Source organism: Qipengyuania sp. SM2507 (genome assembly GCF_053714505.1).
On the sequence record NZ_CM132307.1, the window covers coordinates 2548584 to 2564054 of the forward strand.

Sequence of the window (15471 nt, forward strand, 5' to 3'; positions counted from 1 at the left end):
GACGCGACTGTCAAGATTTGGGTCATTGGGACTTATCCTCAAAGGGCCGGGCCGCGCGAGCGGGCAAAACTCCAGTCGACGCCGCCGCGCTGATTGATCCGGCCGCTCACTTCCTGGCCCAGATGGCGTTCGAGATCTTGCCGCCAGGGGACAAGCTGGAACCCCATGCCGTTGTCGATCATGGCGAAACGGCCCGAAGCGAGCGATACGCGCTCGCGGTAGATGCCGGCCACATGATCCCCGGCCTCGGTCGGCTGCGCGACACCACCATGGCGTGCGGCCAGGGCCTTCCCTGTTTCCGCGAGTTCGCGATCGCGCAGGGTATCAAGGAGACCTCGCGCAAAGACGATGCGCTGCCCGTGTCGCTTGGCGAGCCCCTCATCGATCAGAACTTCCGCGCGCCGGGCCAGGGCATTGCGAACCTCCGAACCGAACCCGCCTGCCAGCGGATGCGGCTCAGGCGAGACGAGCTGGCGGTCGAGCCATGTCGCGCCGCGCGCCCTGATCTGGCTGGCAATCGAGAGGTCCGACCGCGTCAGCAGGCTGGCCTGCTGTCGTCCCTTGCGATCGGTCCATGTGCCGGTCTCGACGATCGCGCCGGGTGTGGCATCGCCGGTCCGCTCGAAGTCGGGAAAGCGCAGATGATGCGCGCGGCCGTCGATCCCGTCGACGATGGCATAGGCCTCGCCGGTGAGCTCGTCGTGCAGTCCGCGTTCGACCAGCCTTCCGGTCACGCGCTCGCCGCCGGATCGCGCGTGCACAGAGAAGCGTCCAGCATCGCCGCCATGCTCCTGTGTAGCCATCGCCCGGTGCATGGTTCTGATGATGTCTCCGCGATCGCCGAGCTCGCGAAGCGTCGGCTCCAGGTCATGCGCCAGCGTCCAGCTGGCGGCTCCGACTTTTTCGGCCAGCCCCATGCGTTCGAGCACCTGCGCACGGCCCAACAGGAATGTGCGATCCTTGCGCTTGCCCGATTCGCCCTCGGGCCGGAGATCGACGACACCGTGCGCGTCCCACTCTTTCTGAAGACGGCGGTCGAGACCGGTCCAGCGCTCGGCGTCGACCTCGCGGCGAAGCGCTTGTCTGATATCGCGCTCGCTGCGCGGACCCAGCTCGAGGGTCGCGCGCTCTTCGGCGCGGGCGCGCAGCCCTTCGCTGATGTAGCCACGATCGATGACGAGGTCCCTCCCATCGTCGGCTATCCCGCGGACCAGGACATGGATGTGAGGGTTGTCGGTGTTCCAGTGATCCACCGCCACCCAGTCGAGACGCGTATCGAGGTCGCTGGCCATGTCCTCCATCAGCTCGCGGGCGAAAGTGCGCAGATCGGCCAGATCGTTCGCGTCCTCCGGCGAGACGATGAAGCGGAAGTGATGCCGGTCGTCCTCGCAGCGCTGCGCGAAGACGTCGCCATCGGCGCGTTCGGACCGCGCATCGAACATCTGTCCTGACGATCCATCGCGGGTGACTCCGTCGCGTTCGAGATAGGTGACATGGCGGGCGAGCGGCGCCGAACGAAATCGGGCACCCCGGTGCCGCACGACCCGCGCCTTGATGACGACGCGCCTGCGAAACGCGTCGCGGCGGGACCGGAGCGCGGCGCGCCCGCCGCGTCCGAGATGCCCGGTGCCCCGGCCGGCTCTGCCGCGTCCAAGCGGCGTAAAGCCTGCCCTGCGCGAGACCTGGAGCACGCGCCCGACAAGCGAGTTGGCCTTGCGCCAGGACCCCGCTCCGCTGTCGCGCGAACGGCCCGGCCTGATATCGAAATCATCGCCCGACACGGATGGCAGATCCGGGCGACGGCGCATTTGCCGCTGAATTCAGGAGGGAATTTCGGTGTGGCGACGACAGGGCCAGAGGCGCGACGGCGCTGAATGTCGAAGAAAACCAACCACCTGCAGCCCGGCCGACGGCGCTGCTTTTATCTCGCCATCCTCTCTTTCCTTTTCTGATGGTTCCGCCTGTCCTTCGCCACGCTTCGCCAGTCGACGAAGTCGCGCGCTGCGATGCGCAAACCGGCGTCATCGGGCGCTTGCCGTTGAGACAGGCGCGAAAAGGTCGTGCATCGGCTCGGCCGGGCGGGCAAAGGGGTTTGCGGGCAAGTCGGTTTCGCCCTGCTCGAGCGGCAAGGGCGCCGTGCCCGCAAGGGCTATACGCCCGGGCAACACCGCGTCCACCTGCGGCTCCGCATCTGCCAGGAAAATGCGGTCGGCTTGCAGGAGCGGAGCAATTCTCGCGACATAATCGCGCGTTTCGCGCGGGAGCGGACGGCCTGCGGAGAGCCACTGCTCGTAACGACCGGGACCTGCATTGTAGGCCGCGAGGAAGCCCTCGCGACCGTAGCGATCGAACATCTCGCGCAGATAGGATGTACCAGCCAGAATGTTGTCGCGCGGATCGAACGGGTCGCTGCCGAGCGCGAACCGGGCGCGCTGGCGCGCCCAGGTTCCCGGCATCAGCTGCATCAGACCCATCGCTCCGGCGGCCGAGACGGCGCGCGTGCGCCCGGCGCTTTCGAACCGAATGACCGCATAGATCCAGTGCTCGGGAAGGCCGAAGCGCTGCGCGGCCTCACGCACATGCATCGAGATGTCCATGCGTTGCGCGCCCCGGTCGTTGGTATCCGCCTGTGGGGATGCCAGTGTCGGGCAGATTAGTGCGAGCGCCGCGAACGCGGCGAGCATGCGCCGTGAACCGCGCACGGGCTCAGTCCTTCGCCTTGCGGCGCGCGGGCCGCGACCACATCAGGACATGCGAACTGGAATCGGACCGGAAGAGATTGGCACGCAGCGGCTGGACCAGGGCCGGATCATCGATCACGACCGCGACAAAGGGTCCGGCCTTGTCGCCCACGTGTTTCCAGCCGGCCCCGACCTCGCAGGCGGCATCGCCTTCGCCGGACATGATGCGGTAATCGGGCGCGTTGTCAGTATCGCCGGGCTCGGTCGCCACGATGGTCAGCGCGCTGTCGATCGTGAGCGTCCGCAATCGCCCCTCGAAGCCATCCGGGGTCGCGACAAAGGTGCCGATGCAGTTCATTGAATATCTCCTTCAGTTACGGTGGGGTGGGAATTTCGTGGGAGTCTGGCGAACCAGACGTGGTCGCCGTCAGCGGCCTCGTCGGTCCAGACCGGGCGCGCCCCGCCGATGACGTGATCACGCGGCACCGGACCGAAATAGCGTCCGTCGAAGCTGGCCGGCGCGCGCAGGTTCATCACGAATATTTCGTGCGCGGCGATGGTCCGGCATCCGTTCCAGACAGGCAGGTCTCGCCCCATCCGGTCGCGTGCGTGCGCCGATCCGGCCCGGCTTCCATTGATCGTGATCGCAAGGCCGTCGCGGCATACGGTGTCGCCGGGCAGCGCCGCGACCTCCTTGATGAGCGGAACGCCCGCAGGAAGATAGCCGCGCTTGGCGAGGTAATCGCGCAGCCCGGGTGGAGGATCGAGTGCGACCCGCTCGCCGATCTGCAGGCCGGCTGCCTCGCCGATGTAATAGAGCCCGGTCGGGATGCTCGCCGTCACATTCCACACCAGCACGCGCGAGAGCGGCAGGACGGCGCTCAGCAGAGCCGCCGCGGCGGCCGTGCCAGCAAAAAGGATCGTGCCGCGCCTCACGGCCAGAGCTTTCGGCGCCGGAGCCAGGCGCGATGCCGTCCTGGCGCATAGGCGCGCGGCGGCAGGCCCGCTGCGAGACGATTGTGGACATGGCGCCAGTAATCGGGCGCTGCTTCGCACGGGTCGGTGGCGGCCGCTTCGACCGCATCGATCAGCGCCAGGACGCGGCGAACGCGTGTCCAGCCCCGAACCGAGAGCAGCAGTTCTCCGCCCGGATCGATCTGCGGCACGGTCGTATAGGCCTCGTTTCGACCGACCGCGCGCACGATGTCGAGTGTCGAACGCACGGTTCCGTGATCGTTCGCCGCCCAGCGGACGAGGGCGAAGAGCTGCCCCGGCGCATAGCTTTCGATGCGGGTTCGGCGATCGACGATGCGCTCGTCGACCGGTTTGCCGAAGCGCAGCCACTCCTCGCGAATGCCCTCTCGCCATACCAGCGTGACATGGGTCAGCGGCAGGTCGTCAAGGCATGTGCTCGATCCGGTCGCGGGCGGAGCCGAACCGCCGCCCGTGCACAGGCGCAGCGCCGTTAGCAGGAATCCACAGGATTCCTTGTTAGGATAGTTAAGGGGCGCGCAAGCCCAGCAATTCCGCCGATTCGCGCACGATTTCGGTTCCCGATAGTCCGAACTTCCGGTTCCCGATAGTCCGAACGGCGCGGTTCCTGATAGTCCGAACATCACCCGCACTTTTCCACAGGGGCCATGCCGATCCGGCGCTTGGCGGCTTCGAAGGGATCGACCGGCAATGGAGTGAAGTTCAGGCGTTCGCGGCCGAGTTCATGGCCGAGCGCCAGCCGATAGCCCGGGAGCGGTTGTCGCCGGACGATTTCGCGGATGTCGAAGGCGAACCGCTTCAGCGGCGAGAGCGCGCCCGATTTGAGATGCAGATGGGCGATATCGAAGCTCCACCCGCCCTTCTGCCTGCCGCCATGCTTGCGCACGATGCGGTACAGCCAGCGCTCGAGCCCGCCGGTAAGCTGGAAGTAGGCGGGGTCGATCGTCAGCACGAGCGCCCGGTCGAGCACACCCTCATAGAACCAGTCGGGCACGATCATCTCGATGCCGAGGGCGCGGCCGTTCCCATCGAGGCATTCGCGCCACTCGTTGATCCAGGAGAAGCGATGACGCCGGCGCGCACCGCGCTGGCGGATCGATGTGGCGATGCTCGTCGATTGCAGCCGGTCGAGCGCTGCTCTCAGCCGTTCATATCCGGCCTTGCCAGTTCCGCGCCCGGTAAAGGCGAGTATCTCGTGCGGGCTTGCGGCAATCAGCCGCGAGGTCGGCCTGCCGGTATCGCGCGCCTCGACGATCTGGCTGGCCACCCAGATCAGCACGTCGGCGTCCCAGATGGTCGCCATGCCGTGCTCGGCCGTCGCCTCAACCAGGATCGAGACCTCGCCCATGCGAAAGTCGATCGGCCTGATTCGCTTCGACTTGGCGAGGCTGAAGAAGGGCCAGGCCATCAGGTCCTGCGCATCGCGCGCGGCGATGTCGCCTCCGACCCCCATGAAGAGGTCGAGCTGCTCGGCGGCGCGGGCGAATGTCCGGCGGGCACGCATCGGGCCTCAGCGCCGGACCGGGCCGGTGTAGCCGTCGATCCGCTTGGCGGGATGGACGATGCCCCGGCCGGGATCGCTGGTCGAACGACGCAGGCCCTGCTCGGCCCATGCATCGAGATCCTCGCGCCGGTAGACGATGCGCCCGCCCAGCTTGTGATAGACCGGGCCGGTGCCATAGCACCTGTGCTTCTCGAGCGTGCGGGGCGATAGCCCCAGATGTACCGCGGCATCGGGTGTGCGCAGAAACCGGGGACGGACGGGGTCGGGAACAGTTGGCATTGGACATTCTCCGCAAGGCGTGGGCGGCCGCGGCAAGCTGCCGCCGGTTGCAGAGGGGGATGGCGCATGCGGGGGTCGGGGGAGGAGCGACAGATTCACAGATTCGTATTTGTCGCCCCCCGCGCGCGGCACTTCGGACACATCCGATCGTCGGCAGAAAAGGATTGCCGCCGCGGGCCAAACAAGGACTGCACCTGTGAGCAAGGCGTCGGCCAAGGTCCGCGTGCGAAGCAAGGGAGCGGGGCCTGTCGCTTCCGCGGCTTCGCGCCGGTCCGACCCGGCGGCGGTTCGCAAGTGCATGCGGGGCCCCGGGACCGATAAACGCCGCACCCTCAGGAGCGCATCGCCAGATGCGCGGGACAGAGTGCGTCCGAAGCCCCGCTCGAATTGCGCGGGAGCCGGTTGGATCGTCCGACCTCACTGCGGATCCGACGGGGGTCATGGTGCGTCCGGGCAGGCTGAAGACTCGGGGCGAACACGAAGAAAGGAGCGGGAACCGCTAGCCGGTTCCCGCTCCGCCGAGAGTCAGTAATCCTCGAGCATGCCTCCATGAACGGTGTGAACCACGCGCGACGCCAGATGCGCGGGCAGCGCATTGTAGTCGCCTTCGTCGAGCGCGAAGTATCCCAGCTCCACATCCTCGACGACATGCTGGTCGAAGAAGCTGTGAAGCGCCCTTTTCTCGGCGGTTTCCAGAGCCTCGAAATAGTTGCGAGACGGCAGCGGGCAATGCGTTGAACAAGCCATGATATTCCTCCTGAAACTGTCGTGAGACGACAGGAGGTCGGCCGATGGTCCGGGGCCTTTCGGGTCACAGGATCGCTCCGCAGGAGCGACCGTGCGAGCGGCGGTGGGGGCAACGATTTTGTACGCGGCCGGATACGATCCGGCAGCGGGCAAAATGGTGGGGCCCCGCACGTCCTTGAGGCGGAAGGAACCGGGCCATCATGCTGGAATAGCCGTGAGCCAGGACCTCACACCCACCTCGCGTCAGGAACCAACGCGCCGCGTATCGGGAAGCTAAGGAGCGCCAACGGACCAGAACAGATGTGTTCTGCTCGCTACCTGAACTGGGAACAGGGCTTCCGGTGTCGTTGCTCAACGAGGGTCTGCCGAGCTGCGGGACCGTCCATTCATCCGGCTGCAAAATTTCGAACCTGATGGATCACGAAAAAAGAGGCCCTGCCGCTAAAGGCAGGGCCTCTGAGAGGGGACGTCCGGTCGGTCAGTCGATCGGAGGAGCGTCCTGGTTGTCGCCGCCAGCGGCGCGGGAGAGGAAGTCGACCTTGTCGGCGAGAACCTCGCAGCCGTACCGCTTGATGCCGTCCTGGTCTTCCCACTGGGTGTAGTGCAGGCGGCCCTGGACCGAAACCAGCTGACCCTTGGAGCAATACTGGCCGACGGTCTTGGCGAGACCGTTGAAGCAGGTCACGCGGTGGAATTCGCTGTCCTTGGCGGTGTATCCGCTTTCGTCCTTGTAGGTCTTGCCGTCCTTGTCACGCGCGGGGCGGTCGGTGACCACGGTGATGCCTGTAACGCTGGTGCCGCCCTGGGTTTCGCGGGACTCCGGATCGCGGGCGATGCGGCCGGTGAGGATTACGAGATTGGTCATGGTATTTCTCCTTCAGCTCTCAAACCGGAAACCACTTCCGGCTTGCGAACGTCGATGAGAAACAGGTCATGGGAGGGCTGCACCGCAGGCCCGCAAACTCCCGTTTGGGGGCCGAAGGGAAACCTGTTCGTGACGGGTGGTGCGGGCAGGCAGCGCAGCTGCCAACACGGCCGGAAAGGAACGGGTTGCTGCCCTCAGCTGACCTGGTTCAGGACTGTTCGCGAAAAAAGCCGGATGGGTATCTGGCGTGGGTCTGAAGATGCCAGGACCTTGCTGCAATCAACCTACCCCATCGCCTTCCGATGCCGCCAGGAGATCCATGAAATTGCGGGCTGAATCTCGATCATCTGCCTTGTCGAACACGGCCTCGAGGTCGGGGGCAGACCCGAGCAGGTAGAGCATGGCCCACAAGGCAAAGCGCTTGCCCCGGTCCTGCTCGAGACCGAGATCGACCTGGCACCGTTCGATCCCCGATGCCAATGTCTCTGCGCCTACCATTCCGAGATCGGCAGTGCGGAAATAGCGGACAAGGAGCGTATCGAGATCCATCGCAGTCTCTTCAGGTCAGCGATCCAGCCGCAGGCAGGAGAGCCAGGGTTCGAGGGCCGGTCAATCGGCTGAAGGTTCCTCGCGAAACCGTCGAGCGCGCTCGACAAAGTGCTCCATTTGTGTGGCAGCGTGCAAGGTTAGCGGATGCTGCGTCGCGTCGGCGCGTGGGGAGATGAACTCGGCCAGTTGTTCGATCGCAGTGAGCTGATGATCGCTTGCCGTGGACAATAAGCCTAGCACCATGTTTTCGAGCGCGATCACCCTTATGCGTAGCTGGATGATTTCGGCATCAGTGAGCGGAGGAATGTCCCATTTCTCGCAATCGGCCGCGAGGGCTTCCTGGGGCCCGCAAGGGAGCGCACCGCCTTCGTCTTCCCAGCGCGACAGCGCACCGCCCTTTCTTTTTTCGGTCATTGGCAGTTCCTTTCCATGTCCCACCAGGCGATTGGCAGCGCAATGCTTGCATAGCACGAAGCTATGCCTGAACGTGTATGACACGACGACAACGAAGGCGAAGAGACGGAACCCCGCGCGTTGGGTTGGTCTTCACGCGGGGTTCCAGAACGGCCCCATGGGCACCTGCGACCCGCAGGGGTTCCGGGGGGGAGGTGGGGCCGTCCTTTTCTGATATCCGGATTTTCGTCGCGATTGCTTGCAGACGATATCTCCTGACTATCCTGACTGATGGGCCATGCGCCGGATTACATGCCTTCCATATCGTGATCGGTCATAGAGGACATGTCATGGCTGGCATGGGGATCGGCGGGCGGGGTCGCCTCGCTCTCGGGTTGCGCGCGCGGTGCCGGCGCGGCGGATGTGGCAGTTACACGTGGTGCCGGTGAGGCGGCTCGCCGTGACGCGGGCGCGGCTGCATCGCCTGTCGAAAGAGCGTCCTGCCGCGCAGCCACTGACTCACTTTCGGAGGGAGAGGTTGCCGGGTCTGCAAGACCACCCTCGGGTGCCGTGCCGGGCATCACCGTCGCTTCGCCCATCGGCGACACCTCTGAGGTCGGTGTGCTCTCCTGCGCTTCGTTGCAAGCAGCAAGAGCGGACGCTAGTGGGACGATCGCGAGAACCCCGAACGCCGCTTTTAATCTGGAAGTACGCATGCTCTTCAACTCCTTCAGAGCCAGGAAATTCCAAGATGGTTTGGCCCATGCGCGAGCTCGCCGCCAAGGAAGCCCTGCACCAGAATAAGTGCCGCCATCGAGAAGATAGCCGTACGCAGCCATGCGCGGCTCTGGCTCGGCCTGCTCGCGAGGTATGCCATCGCACTACCGAGAACCGCGATCAGCATACCGTTCCATCGATGCACCTGCATGACGGTATCGCCGCCGAACCACAGCCCTGTGTGGATCCATCCGAACAGTGCGGCTATCACCGCACCGGCCGCTCCGCCGTAGACGAGTACGCGCACCGCACTTTCCAGGCCCGCTCCTTTCCGGCGCATCACGAACAATTCGGTGGCCGCAGCCATGAGAAACAAGGCGACCGGAAAGTGGATGGTAGCTGGGTGCATCTTCTTCAGGACGGCAATGACGCCGGTTTCGCCTTCACCTGAATGGCCACCGACTTCGTCATGACCCCCGCTCGCTTCATCGTGCGCGCCGGAGGGTTCGCCAGCAACTGCGGTCTCACCCATCTGCGCCATGTCCGCCTGGTCGTGCGCATCGCCATTGGTGGCAGCAGGCGCGGCGCTCGTCTCTTCGCCGTGCTTTTCGTCGCCATGAGCCTGAACGGGTCCGACGAAGAGCAGGCTGGCGGCGAGCAGCGCCAAAAATGAGGGGGCTTTCATGTCTCGTATGTCTCCCGGCCCGGCAATTGTAGTAAGACCTATGTGCCTGATACGCGCGGCAGCTTCCCGCCCCTCATATTTATTTGGCAATATGTTGTCCGAGCTGATCGTCCGCCAGATCACGCATATCGGACCTCATCGCGAGAACTGGCAACGCCGGAAAGGAGTCTTCACGGCTTGCGTGGCGGAGCGAGATGAATTCTGCCTATACTCGCAGGATGTGAGGTTCAGGCGGCTTTTCGCCGCTTTGCGCGGCGGCGGATCCGGGGCATCCGGTTGGCGAGCAACACAAAGCCCGAGAGGGCGATGATTGTACCACCGATGCCGAACAAGAGTAGCCACCAGCTGTTGATACGGTCGCGCTCGGTCCAGTCCATGATGTGAAGGCCCCAGATGAAATCGAACAGGCGCCAGGTATCGCTGCGCGCCGCCCCGAGGGTACCGCTGGCAGCATCGATGTAGATGCGCGTCGAAGCCTCGTCAGTATAGGTGACCTGCCAGGCTGGAAAGGGTCCGCGGAACTCGGTCCCGACCGGCTCATCGATAATCCGCGCGGCCTCGATCGTCGTTCGTGGTCCGGTCCAGGCGCGCAGGGCAATGGATTTGGCCTCTTCAGCCGAAATGGGAGAGAGCTTTTGTCCCGACGAGGGATCGTGAAGGCTAACAGTCCCGTCGATCTTTCGGACCTCGGTGACCGCCTTGCCGTCGAGCGAACGCATCGTTACCGCCGCAAGAGTGCCGTCATTTGCGACCCAGGCCGGGAGCGGGGCGTCGGCGGGCAGCGCTTCTTGTTCACGCAAGACGACATGTTCGGAGCGAACCTCTTCCAGGTCGAGAAACGACATGAGGGCGCCGGTGCCCATCCACAAGAGAACCTGGACACCGACGAAAATCGCCAGCCACCTATGGATCTTGCTGCCGAGCACATGCAGGCGCAGCTTCAAGGACGGCGTTGCCAACCGGTGCTACCTCTTCGAAAACCTTGGTCAGTTGCGCGGTGCGCGCGACGAGGAATGGTACTGAACGATCTTCCAGCCATCGGCATCGTGAGCGAGAACCGATGTCGCCACGCCGTCGCGCTCGATCACCCGGCCATCGGCGAGTTCGATGCGGTAACCGTAAGTCTCGTAGGCATAGGCCATGTGTCCCATCCGCGTGACGGTCAGGGTAGGATCGGAGAACGTAAAGCTCACGATCGCGTCGAGCTCGGGCCCGAGGTGATGCTCCATGTAATTTGTAAAACTGCCTTCGGCCTTGCCGTTCTCGAAAATCGCCGATTCCTCGGCAAAGAGCGCGCCCATCGCTTGCGCATCGCGCGCTTCAAGAGCGGTGCGATAGGCCTTGATGGCGTTCTCCGCGCCCGCCACGTCATCGGCGGAGGCTTCCATGTCCTGCATCTGATGGCCTGCATGGGATGAATGATCCATTTGCTGGGCCCATGCGGGCGCAGGTATCAGCGCAAGGGCGAGCGCGGTCGACGCAATACGTGTAAAAGTCTTGGTCATTTTGTTGTAATCCTTTTCTCAAAAGTCAGAACCAGAACCGCACACCGACGACATAGTTGGTGACGCTCGGATCCTCTCCGGCGGCACGCGCGTAATCGGCGCTGTCGCCGATGCGCCATTCCTGCGAAACGCCGACATAGGGCGCGAATTCGCGTGCGAACTCGTAGCGAAGACGCAGACCTGCCTCGATCCGGTCGAGGCCGGCGCCGATACCCAGTTCGGGAATGTCCTGTGCCGAAAGCGCGATTTCGGCACGCGGCTGAAGGATCAACCGCTGGGTGATACGTTGGTCAAGTTCGCCTTCGATCCGCGCCGTCACATCCCCCTTGGTGGAGACAAAGGCTGCGGCATCGACCTCGAAACGGTACGGCATGAGGCCCTGAATACCGATGACCGCGTGAGTGCGTTCGGGGCCGGTCAAATCCTGGCGAACACCCGCTTGAAAATCGAAGAAGGGCGCGATGGCGCGGCTCCAGAGAGCCTGGACCTCCGCGCCCTCGACGGGCTCCCCGAAGCTGCCTTCGCCCTCGGACTTGAACCAGAATTTGTCGATATCGCCGCCATAATAGCCCTGGATGTCCCACAGATATCCATCCGCACCCTCGCGGGCGCGGTATTCAAGCCGGTCGCCCTGGAACCAGAAGCGCATACCGCCGTCGGTCTCGCGGATGAGTTCGCGACGCGCTTCGTTCATGGCCTCCTCGCCCCAGATTGCGACCGCCGCTCGGGCGGCACCACTTCCAGCCTCGGGAGGAGGCGGCAGCAGCGGAATATGATCGTCCGAGCCCATCTGCATCGCCGAATGATCCATGCCCTGCATGTCCTGCGAACCAGTCTGCCCATGGTTCATCTGGCTGTGATTGATTTGTCCAGGGCCCATCGGCGGGTTGCCGGCTTCTGCCTGCCCCATCTCCCCGTGGTTCATCTGCGAATGTTCGATCGCGCCCTCGGCAGGCTTGTCTTGCTGCACCGAGCCATGATCCATTCCGCCGCGGCCTTCGAGCGACGACTCCTGGCCGGCAGCCTCCATCGGCATCGTCATGCCCCCATGAGCATCACCCTCGGTCATCGAACCATGATTCATGGTCGCCTGATCCATCTCGGAGTGATCCATGGTGGAGTGGTCCATCGTCGAATGGTCCATGGCAGTTTCAGATTGGGCCGCTGGTTCGCATGCCCCTTCGGTTACCGGATGCCCCATCGCGCGATGGCGCTCGGCTTCCTCCTCGCACTTTGTCTTGACATCAGCCTGCGCCTCGGCACTCTGCTGCGGCTCCGCCGCCGAGTGACCGGCGTGCTGCGCCGTGGCGGGAGAGGCGAGAACCGAGCCGGCTGCGACCGAGGCGAGCAGGCTGGAAATAACTATCTTCATGCGCCTTCTCCGACCGGGTTGGCAACCGTGACGATCTGAAACATCCCGGCATGCATGTGATAAAGAAGGTGGCAATGGAAGGCCCAGTCGCCCGGCTCGTCCGCCGTCAGGTCGAACTGCGCGCTGCCACCCGGTTGCAGGATTACCGTGTGCTTGAGCGGCTGACGATCCGCCGGCGCGCCATTGACCAGCTCGAAGAAATGACCGTGCAGGTGAATCGGGTGCGCCATCATCGTGTCGTTGACGAGCTTCACGCGCACGCGCTCATTATAGGCGAAACGGATCGGCTCGTCGGAGACGGCGGAGAACTTCTTGCCGTCGAACGACCACATGTAGCGCTCCATATTGCCGGTCAGATGGATTTCCATCCGCCGCGAGGGAGTCCGGCCCTCCTTATGAGGTGTCAGCGAGCGTAGCTTGCGATAATCAAGCGTGCGGTGGGGGACATCGGCGAGACCGATGCCGGGGTCGCCCATACGGTCGACCGGGTTCATCGAGACCATGTCGAGACCAGGCCCGACCTTCACATCGGGAGGCAGGAGCGAGGTATCACGCATCTGCATACCCGACATTCCGGCCATGCTTGCCATATCGGATTCGCCGGACGAACCATGATCCATCCCTGCCATATCGCCGCCACTGCTGTGGTCCATTCCGGACATGCCGGCATCGTCGCCGGAGCCATGGTCCATGCCGCTCATGCCCATGTCGGCCATGGTCAGAAGCGGGGGATCGCGCAGCGGCGGAATGGCCGCGCGCGCGCCAGGCGCGCTCGCAAGCGTTGCGATGCCCATGCCCGAGCGGTCCATCGACTCGGCGACCAGCGTGTAGGCCTGTTGCGCGCCCGGCGTCACGACGACGTCATAGGTTTCGGCCACACCGATCTGGAACTCGTCGACCTCGACCGGCTCGACGTTCTGCCCGTCCGCCTGAACAACGGTCATCGGCAGGCCTGGAATGCGAATATTGAAGAATGTCATGGCCCCGGCATTGATGAAGCGCAGCCGCACGCGTTCGCCTGGACGGAAGAGGTATTCAAGATTGTCGAGCGGACCATGGCCATTCAGCAGATATGTATAGGCCGCGCTCGACACGTCGAGGATGTCGGTCGGCATCATGCGCATTCTGGCCCACATCCGGCGATCCTCGCCCGAAAGCGGGTAGTCGTCGGTCCAGGTATTCTGGTTGTAATTGAAGTAGCCTTCGCCCTTCTTGAGCTTGTCGAAAATCGTGTGGGGCGACATTTCGCTGAATTCGCTGAGCACCACGATATATTCGCGGTCGGCCTGTACAGGATCGGGTCCCGCCGGATCCACCACGATAGCGCCGTAGTGTCCAGCCTGCTCCTGCAGGCCGCTATGCGAGTGCCACCAGTAGGTGCCCGACTGGCGCACCGGGAATTCCGCAGTGAAGGTTTCGCCCGGTTTGACGCCGGGAAAACTCACACCTGGCACCCCGTCGAGTTCGAACGGTACAAGCAATCCGTGCCAGTGGATCGATGTGTCTTCCTCGAGCTGGTTATGGACGTTCAATCGGACGGTCGTGCCTTCCTTCAAACGCAACAACGGGCCGGGGATCGTGCCGTTAACGGCGATGGCGCCGCCGCGTCTGTTGCCGGTCGCGAAGGCAGACCGCGCGACAGTGAGGTCGATGTTCGGGCCAGCCACCTCGTCGAGCCCCTTGCGGGCATTTCCCGCAAGGAGGTCCGCCCCGCGGGCCCAGGCCGGCATTGCCCCGGCAAGGCCGAGCAAGCCCATTCCCCCTGCTCCGGCTCCGAGAAACTTGCGTCGATTGACGACAATCATAAAGAGGCTCCTGACATCACGTTTACCGTCCCTTACGCGCGCGGAAGTCTCACCCCTCAAAGTTTCTCGAAGCGCTCTTTCAATCTGTTGCGCGCGCGGTAGACGCGCGTTTCGATCGCTTTTTCGGTCGTGCCGAGAAGGTCGGCCGCCTCGGCCTGGCTGCGCCCCTCGATACTCACAAGCACGAGCGCTTCGCGCAGGCGCACCGGCATACGCGCGATCTCGGCAAGGACGAGACTGAGCTCTTCCCTGGAGCCGGCCAGGGCTTCAGGTCCAGGATGCTCGTCCGCAATGGTGTAAAGCTCATCGCTACCCGAGAAGCCGAAGAAGCCGGCGACCCTGCGCCTGCGCAAACGGTCCCGGCAGCGGTTGAGGACCACGGTCGTCAAATAGGGTGCGATCGGCTTGTCAGGGTCAAGACGATGGCGCGTCAGCCACACTGATGCGAGACTGTCCTGAACCACGTCCTCGGCCTCGGAAGGAGAGGAAAGCATGCGTGTCGCCAACGCAAGCAGCCGCCCGGTCTCGTGTTCGACCAGCTGGCTGAAGGCCCGCTTGCTTCCGGCCCGTGCCTGGGAAACAAGGGTTTCGTCAGGATTGTCGTCCGCCCCTGCCACGCGTTTCAGTCGCGCGGGTTGCGGGTGAGGGCTTCGGACACCTTGCGGTCGAACTGGCGTTGCTGGTCCGGATCGAGAATCTCGCGCATATCGAAGACGTGGCGCACGGTCGCTTTCTGCAAATCGCCCATGCGCGCATGCACCTCGTCGATCGCGGCCGAAACCTCGGGGCCGTACTCATGCTCATTTTCCATAGCCTGGGCGAGCCGGGCATTTGCGGCGCGCGCCGATCCTTCAAGCCGCGCCCGCTCGACAGCGAAACGCGCTTCGAGCGTATCAAGACGCTGCTCCTGATCGGCGGTGAGAGCGAGCTCGTCATGCACGAAATCGTGCAGTCCAGAGCCGGCTTCGTGATTGGCCCAGCGATCCGCGGCAAGAGCGCCGAGGGACCCTGCGAGCGCTGCCAGCAGCACCGCTAGAATAATATGCGTCGTCTTCAAATCTTATGGCTCCACGTGGAGGAGCGCTGATGGCGACAGCTGCTCGCCCAGGATCAGACTCTCGCCGAACGGCGCCGGTGATGCACCAAAGCCCCCGGGCCATTCGCTGGCTCCCGCGCCCGCCCCGAGCCCCACGACGAAAAGACCGGCAAACAAAGCCGCCCGCCGACGGCGATCGGCAATTTCACCGAGCTGTCCGGCGCGTTGCCAGACACCATCCATGAAGTCAGCAGGGACTTCGCTGGCAGCGGTGGCGGACAGCGACCCGAGCACCGCATCAAGAGACTGATTGTCACGCATCCGAAAAACTCCTGTGGGT

19 protein-coding genes are annotated in these 15471 nt (G+C 64.1%); all 19 read right to left on the minus strand.

Annotation, left to right across the window (positions count from 1 at the left end; translation table 11 throughout):
• Positions 1-38: 38 nt before the first annotated feature.
• A complete protein-coding gene (locus ACWIKC_RS12370; RefSeq protein ID WP_454597798.1) occupies positions 39-1808 on the minus strand; it encodes a relaxase/mobilization nuclease domain-containing protein in 1770 nt (589 codons plus the stop codon).
• 213 nt (positions 1809-2021) lie between these two features.
• Complete coding sequence (locus ACWIKC_RS12375) at positions 2022-2702, minus strand: lytic transglycosylase domain-containing protein (RefSeq protein WP_348336210.1); 681 nt, start codon at positions 2700-2702, stop codon at positions 2022-2024.
• A gap of 4 nt (positions 2703-2706) precedes the next feature.
• Entirely contained in the window at positions 2707-3039 is a 333-nt protein-coding gene (locus ACWIKC_RS12380; protein ID WP_348336209.1) for a DUF736 domain-containing protein, read from the minus strand.
• Complete coding sequence (locus tag ACWIKC_RS12385) at positions 3036-3617, minus strand: S26 family signal peptidase (RefSeq protein WP_348336208.1); 582 nt, start codon at positions 3615-3617, stop codon at positions 3036-3038. Before ACWIKC_RS12385 ends, ACWIKC_RS12380 begins: the two co-directional genes overlap by 4 nt.
• Positions 3614-4297 (minus strand): DUF2840 domain-containing protein, encoded by a 684-nt coding sequence (locus ACWIKC_RS12390; protein WP_454599497.1) that lies wholly within the window; start codon positions 4295-4297, stop codon positions 3614-3616. Before ACWIKC_RS12390 ends, ACWIKC_RS12385 begins: the two co-directional genes overlap by 4 nt.
• On the minus strand, positions 4297-5178 hold the full coding sequence (locus ACWIKC_RS12395; protein WP_348336206.1) for a replication initiator protein A: 882 nt from the start codon (positions 5176-5178) through the stop codon (positions 4297-4299). Before ACWIKC_RS12395 ends, ACWIKC_RS12390 begins: the two co-directional genes overlap by 1 nt.
• 6 nt (positions 5179-5184) lie before the next feature.
• Entirely contained in the window at positions 5185-5457 is a 273-nt protein-coding gene (locus ACWIKC_RS12400; protein WP_348336205.1) for a helix-turn-helix transcriptional regulator, read from the minus strand.
• Positions 5458-5982: 525 nt separating this feature from the next.
• Positions 5983-6204: a hypothetical protein gene (locus tag ACWIKC_RS12405; protein ID WP_454597799.1), complete on the minus strand. Its 222-nt coding sequence runs from the start codon at positions 6202-6204 to the stop codon at positions 5983-5985.
• A 478-nt stretch (positions 6205-6682) separates the two neighbouring features.
• Entirely contained in the window at positions 6683-7069 is a 387-nt protein-coding gene (locus tag ACWIKC_RS12410; RefSeq protein ID WP_348336203.1) for a single-stranded DNA-binding protein, read from the minus strand.
• Between the two features lie 279 nt (positions 7070-7348).
• Positions 7349-7618, minus strand: coding sequence for a hypothetical protein (locus ACWIKC_RS12415; RefSeq protein WP_454597800.1), 270 nt, complete (start codon positions 7616-7618; stop codon positions 7349-7351).
• Positions 7619-7678: 60 nt separating this feature from the next.
• Entirely contained in the window at positions 7679-8032 is a 354-nt protein-coding gene (locus ACWIKC_RS12420; protein ID WP_348336200.1) for a hypothetical protein, read from the minus strand.
• Positions 8033-8741: 709 nt separating this feature from the next.
• On the minus strand, positions 8742-9413 hold the full coding sequence (locus ACWIKC_RS12425) for a DUF2231 domain-containing protein (RefSeq protein WP_454597801.1): 672 nt from the start codon (positions 9411-9413) through the stop codon (positions 8742-8744).
• 227 nt (positions 9414-9640) lie between these two features.
• Positions 9641-10357 (minus strand): PepSY domain-containing protein, encoded by a 717-nt coding sequence (locus ACWIKC_RS12430; RefSeq protein ID WP_454597802.1) that lies wholly within the window; start codon positions 10355-10357, stop codon positions 9641-9643.
• 42 nt (positions 10358-10399) lie between these two features.
• A complete protein-coding gene (locus ACWIKC_RS12435; RefSeq protein WP_454597803.1) occupies positions 10400-10840 on the minus strand; it encodes a YybH family protein in 441 nt (146 codons plus the stop codon).
• Positions 10841-10943: 103 nt separating this feature from the next.
• Positions 10944-12290: a copper resistance protein B gene (locus ACWIKC_RS12440; RefSeq protein WP_454597804.1), complete on the minus strand. Its 1347-nt coding sequence runs from the start codon at positions 12288-12290 to the stop codon at positions 10944-10946.
• Positions 12287-14095 carry a copper resistance system multicopper oxidase gene (locus tag ACWIKC_RS12445; RefSeq protein WP_454597805.1) on the minus strand — a complete coding sequence of 603 codons (1809 nt, stop codon included), beginning with the start codon at positions 14093-14095 and terminating at the stop codon, positions 12287-12289. Before ACWIKC_RS12445 ends, ACWIKC_RS12440 begins: the two co-directional genes overlap by 4 nt.
• A gap of 56 nt (positions 14096-14151) precedes the next feature.
• Complete coding sequence (locus tag ACWIKC_RS12450; protein ID WP_454597806.1) at positions 14152-14712, minus strand: RNA polymerase sigma factor; 561 nt, start codon at positions 14710-14712, stop codon at positions 14152-14154.
• Positions 14713-14717: 5 nt separating this feature from the next.
• Complete coding sequence (locus ACWIKC_RS12455) at positions 14718-15152, minus strand: periplasmic heavy metal sensor (RefSeq protein WP_454597807.1); 435 nt, start codon at positions 15150-15152, stop codon at positions 14718-14720.
• 3 nt (positions 15153-15155) lie between these two features.
• Entirely contained in the window at positions 15156-15452 is a 297-nt protein-coding gene (locus tag ACWIKC_RS12460) for a hypothetical protein (RefSeq protein ID WP_348336190.1), read from the minus strand.
• Positions 15453-15471 lie beyond the last annotated feature (19 nt).

Bases quoted from the DNA above. Each gene is read 5' to 3' on its own strand.
- ACWIKC_RS12410 (WP_348336203.1), bottom strand. From the start codon at position 7,069: ATGACCAATCTCGTAATCCTCACCGGCCGCATCGCCCGCGATCCGGAG.
- ACWIKC_RS12370 (WP_454597798.1), bottom strand. From the start codon at position 1,808: ATGCGCCGTCGCCCGGATCTGCCATCCGTGTCGGGCGATGATTTCGAT.
- ACWIKC_RS12435 (WP_454597803.1), bottom strand. From the start codon at position 10,840: ATGGATCATTCATCCCATGCAGGCCATCAGATGCAGGACATGGAAGCC.
- ACWIKC_RS12420 (WP_348336200.1), bottom strand. From the start codon at position 8,032: ATGACCGAAAAAAGAAAGGGCGGTGCGCTGTCGCGCTGGGAAGACGAA.
- ACWIKC_RS12390 (WP_454599497.1), bottom strand. From the start codon at position 4,297: ATGTTCGGACTATCAGGAACCGCGCCGTTCGGACTATCGGGAACCGGA.
- ACWIKC_RS12405 (WP_454597799.1), bottom strand. From the start codon at position 6,204: ATGGCTTGTTCAACGCATTGCCCGCTGCCGTCTCGCAACTATTTCGAG.
- ACWIKC_RS12460 (WP_348336190.1), bottom strand. From the start codon at position 15,452: ATGCGTGACAATCAGTCTCTTGATGCGGTGCTCGGGTCGCTGTCCGCC.
- ACWIKC_RS12380 (WP_348336209.1), bottom strand. From the start codon at position 3,039: ATGAACTGCATCGGCACCTTTGTCGCGACCCCGGATGGCTTCGAGGGG.
- ACWIKC_RS12425 (WP_454597801.1), bottom strand. From the start codon at position 9,413: ATGAAAGCCCCCTCATTTTTGGCGCTGCTCGCCGCCAGCCTGCTCTTC.
- ACWIKC_RS12440 (WP_454597804.1), bottom strand. From the start codon at position 12,290: ATGAAGATAGTTATTTCCAGCCTGCTCGCCTCGGTCGCAGCCGGCTCG.
- ACWIKC_RS12445 (WP_454597805.1), bottom strand. From the start codon at position 14,095: ATGATTGTCGTCAATCGACGCAAGTTTCTCGGAGCCGGAGCAGGGGGA.
- ACWIKC_RS12395 (WP_348336206.1), bottom strand. From the start codon at position 5,178: ATGCGTGCCCGCCGGACATTCGCCCGCGCCGCCGAGCAGCTCGACCTC.
- ACWIKC_RS12415 (WP_454597800.1), bottom strand. From the start codon at position 7,618: ATGGATCTCGATACGCTCCTTGTCCGCTATTTCCGCACTGCCGATCTC.
- ACWIKC_RS12400 (WP_348336205.1), bottom strand. From the start codon at position 5,457: ATGCCAACTGTTCCCGACCCCGTCCGTCCCCGGTTTCTGCGCACACCC.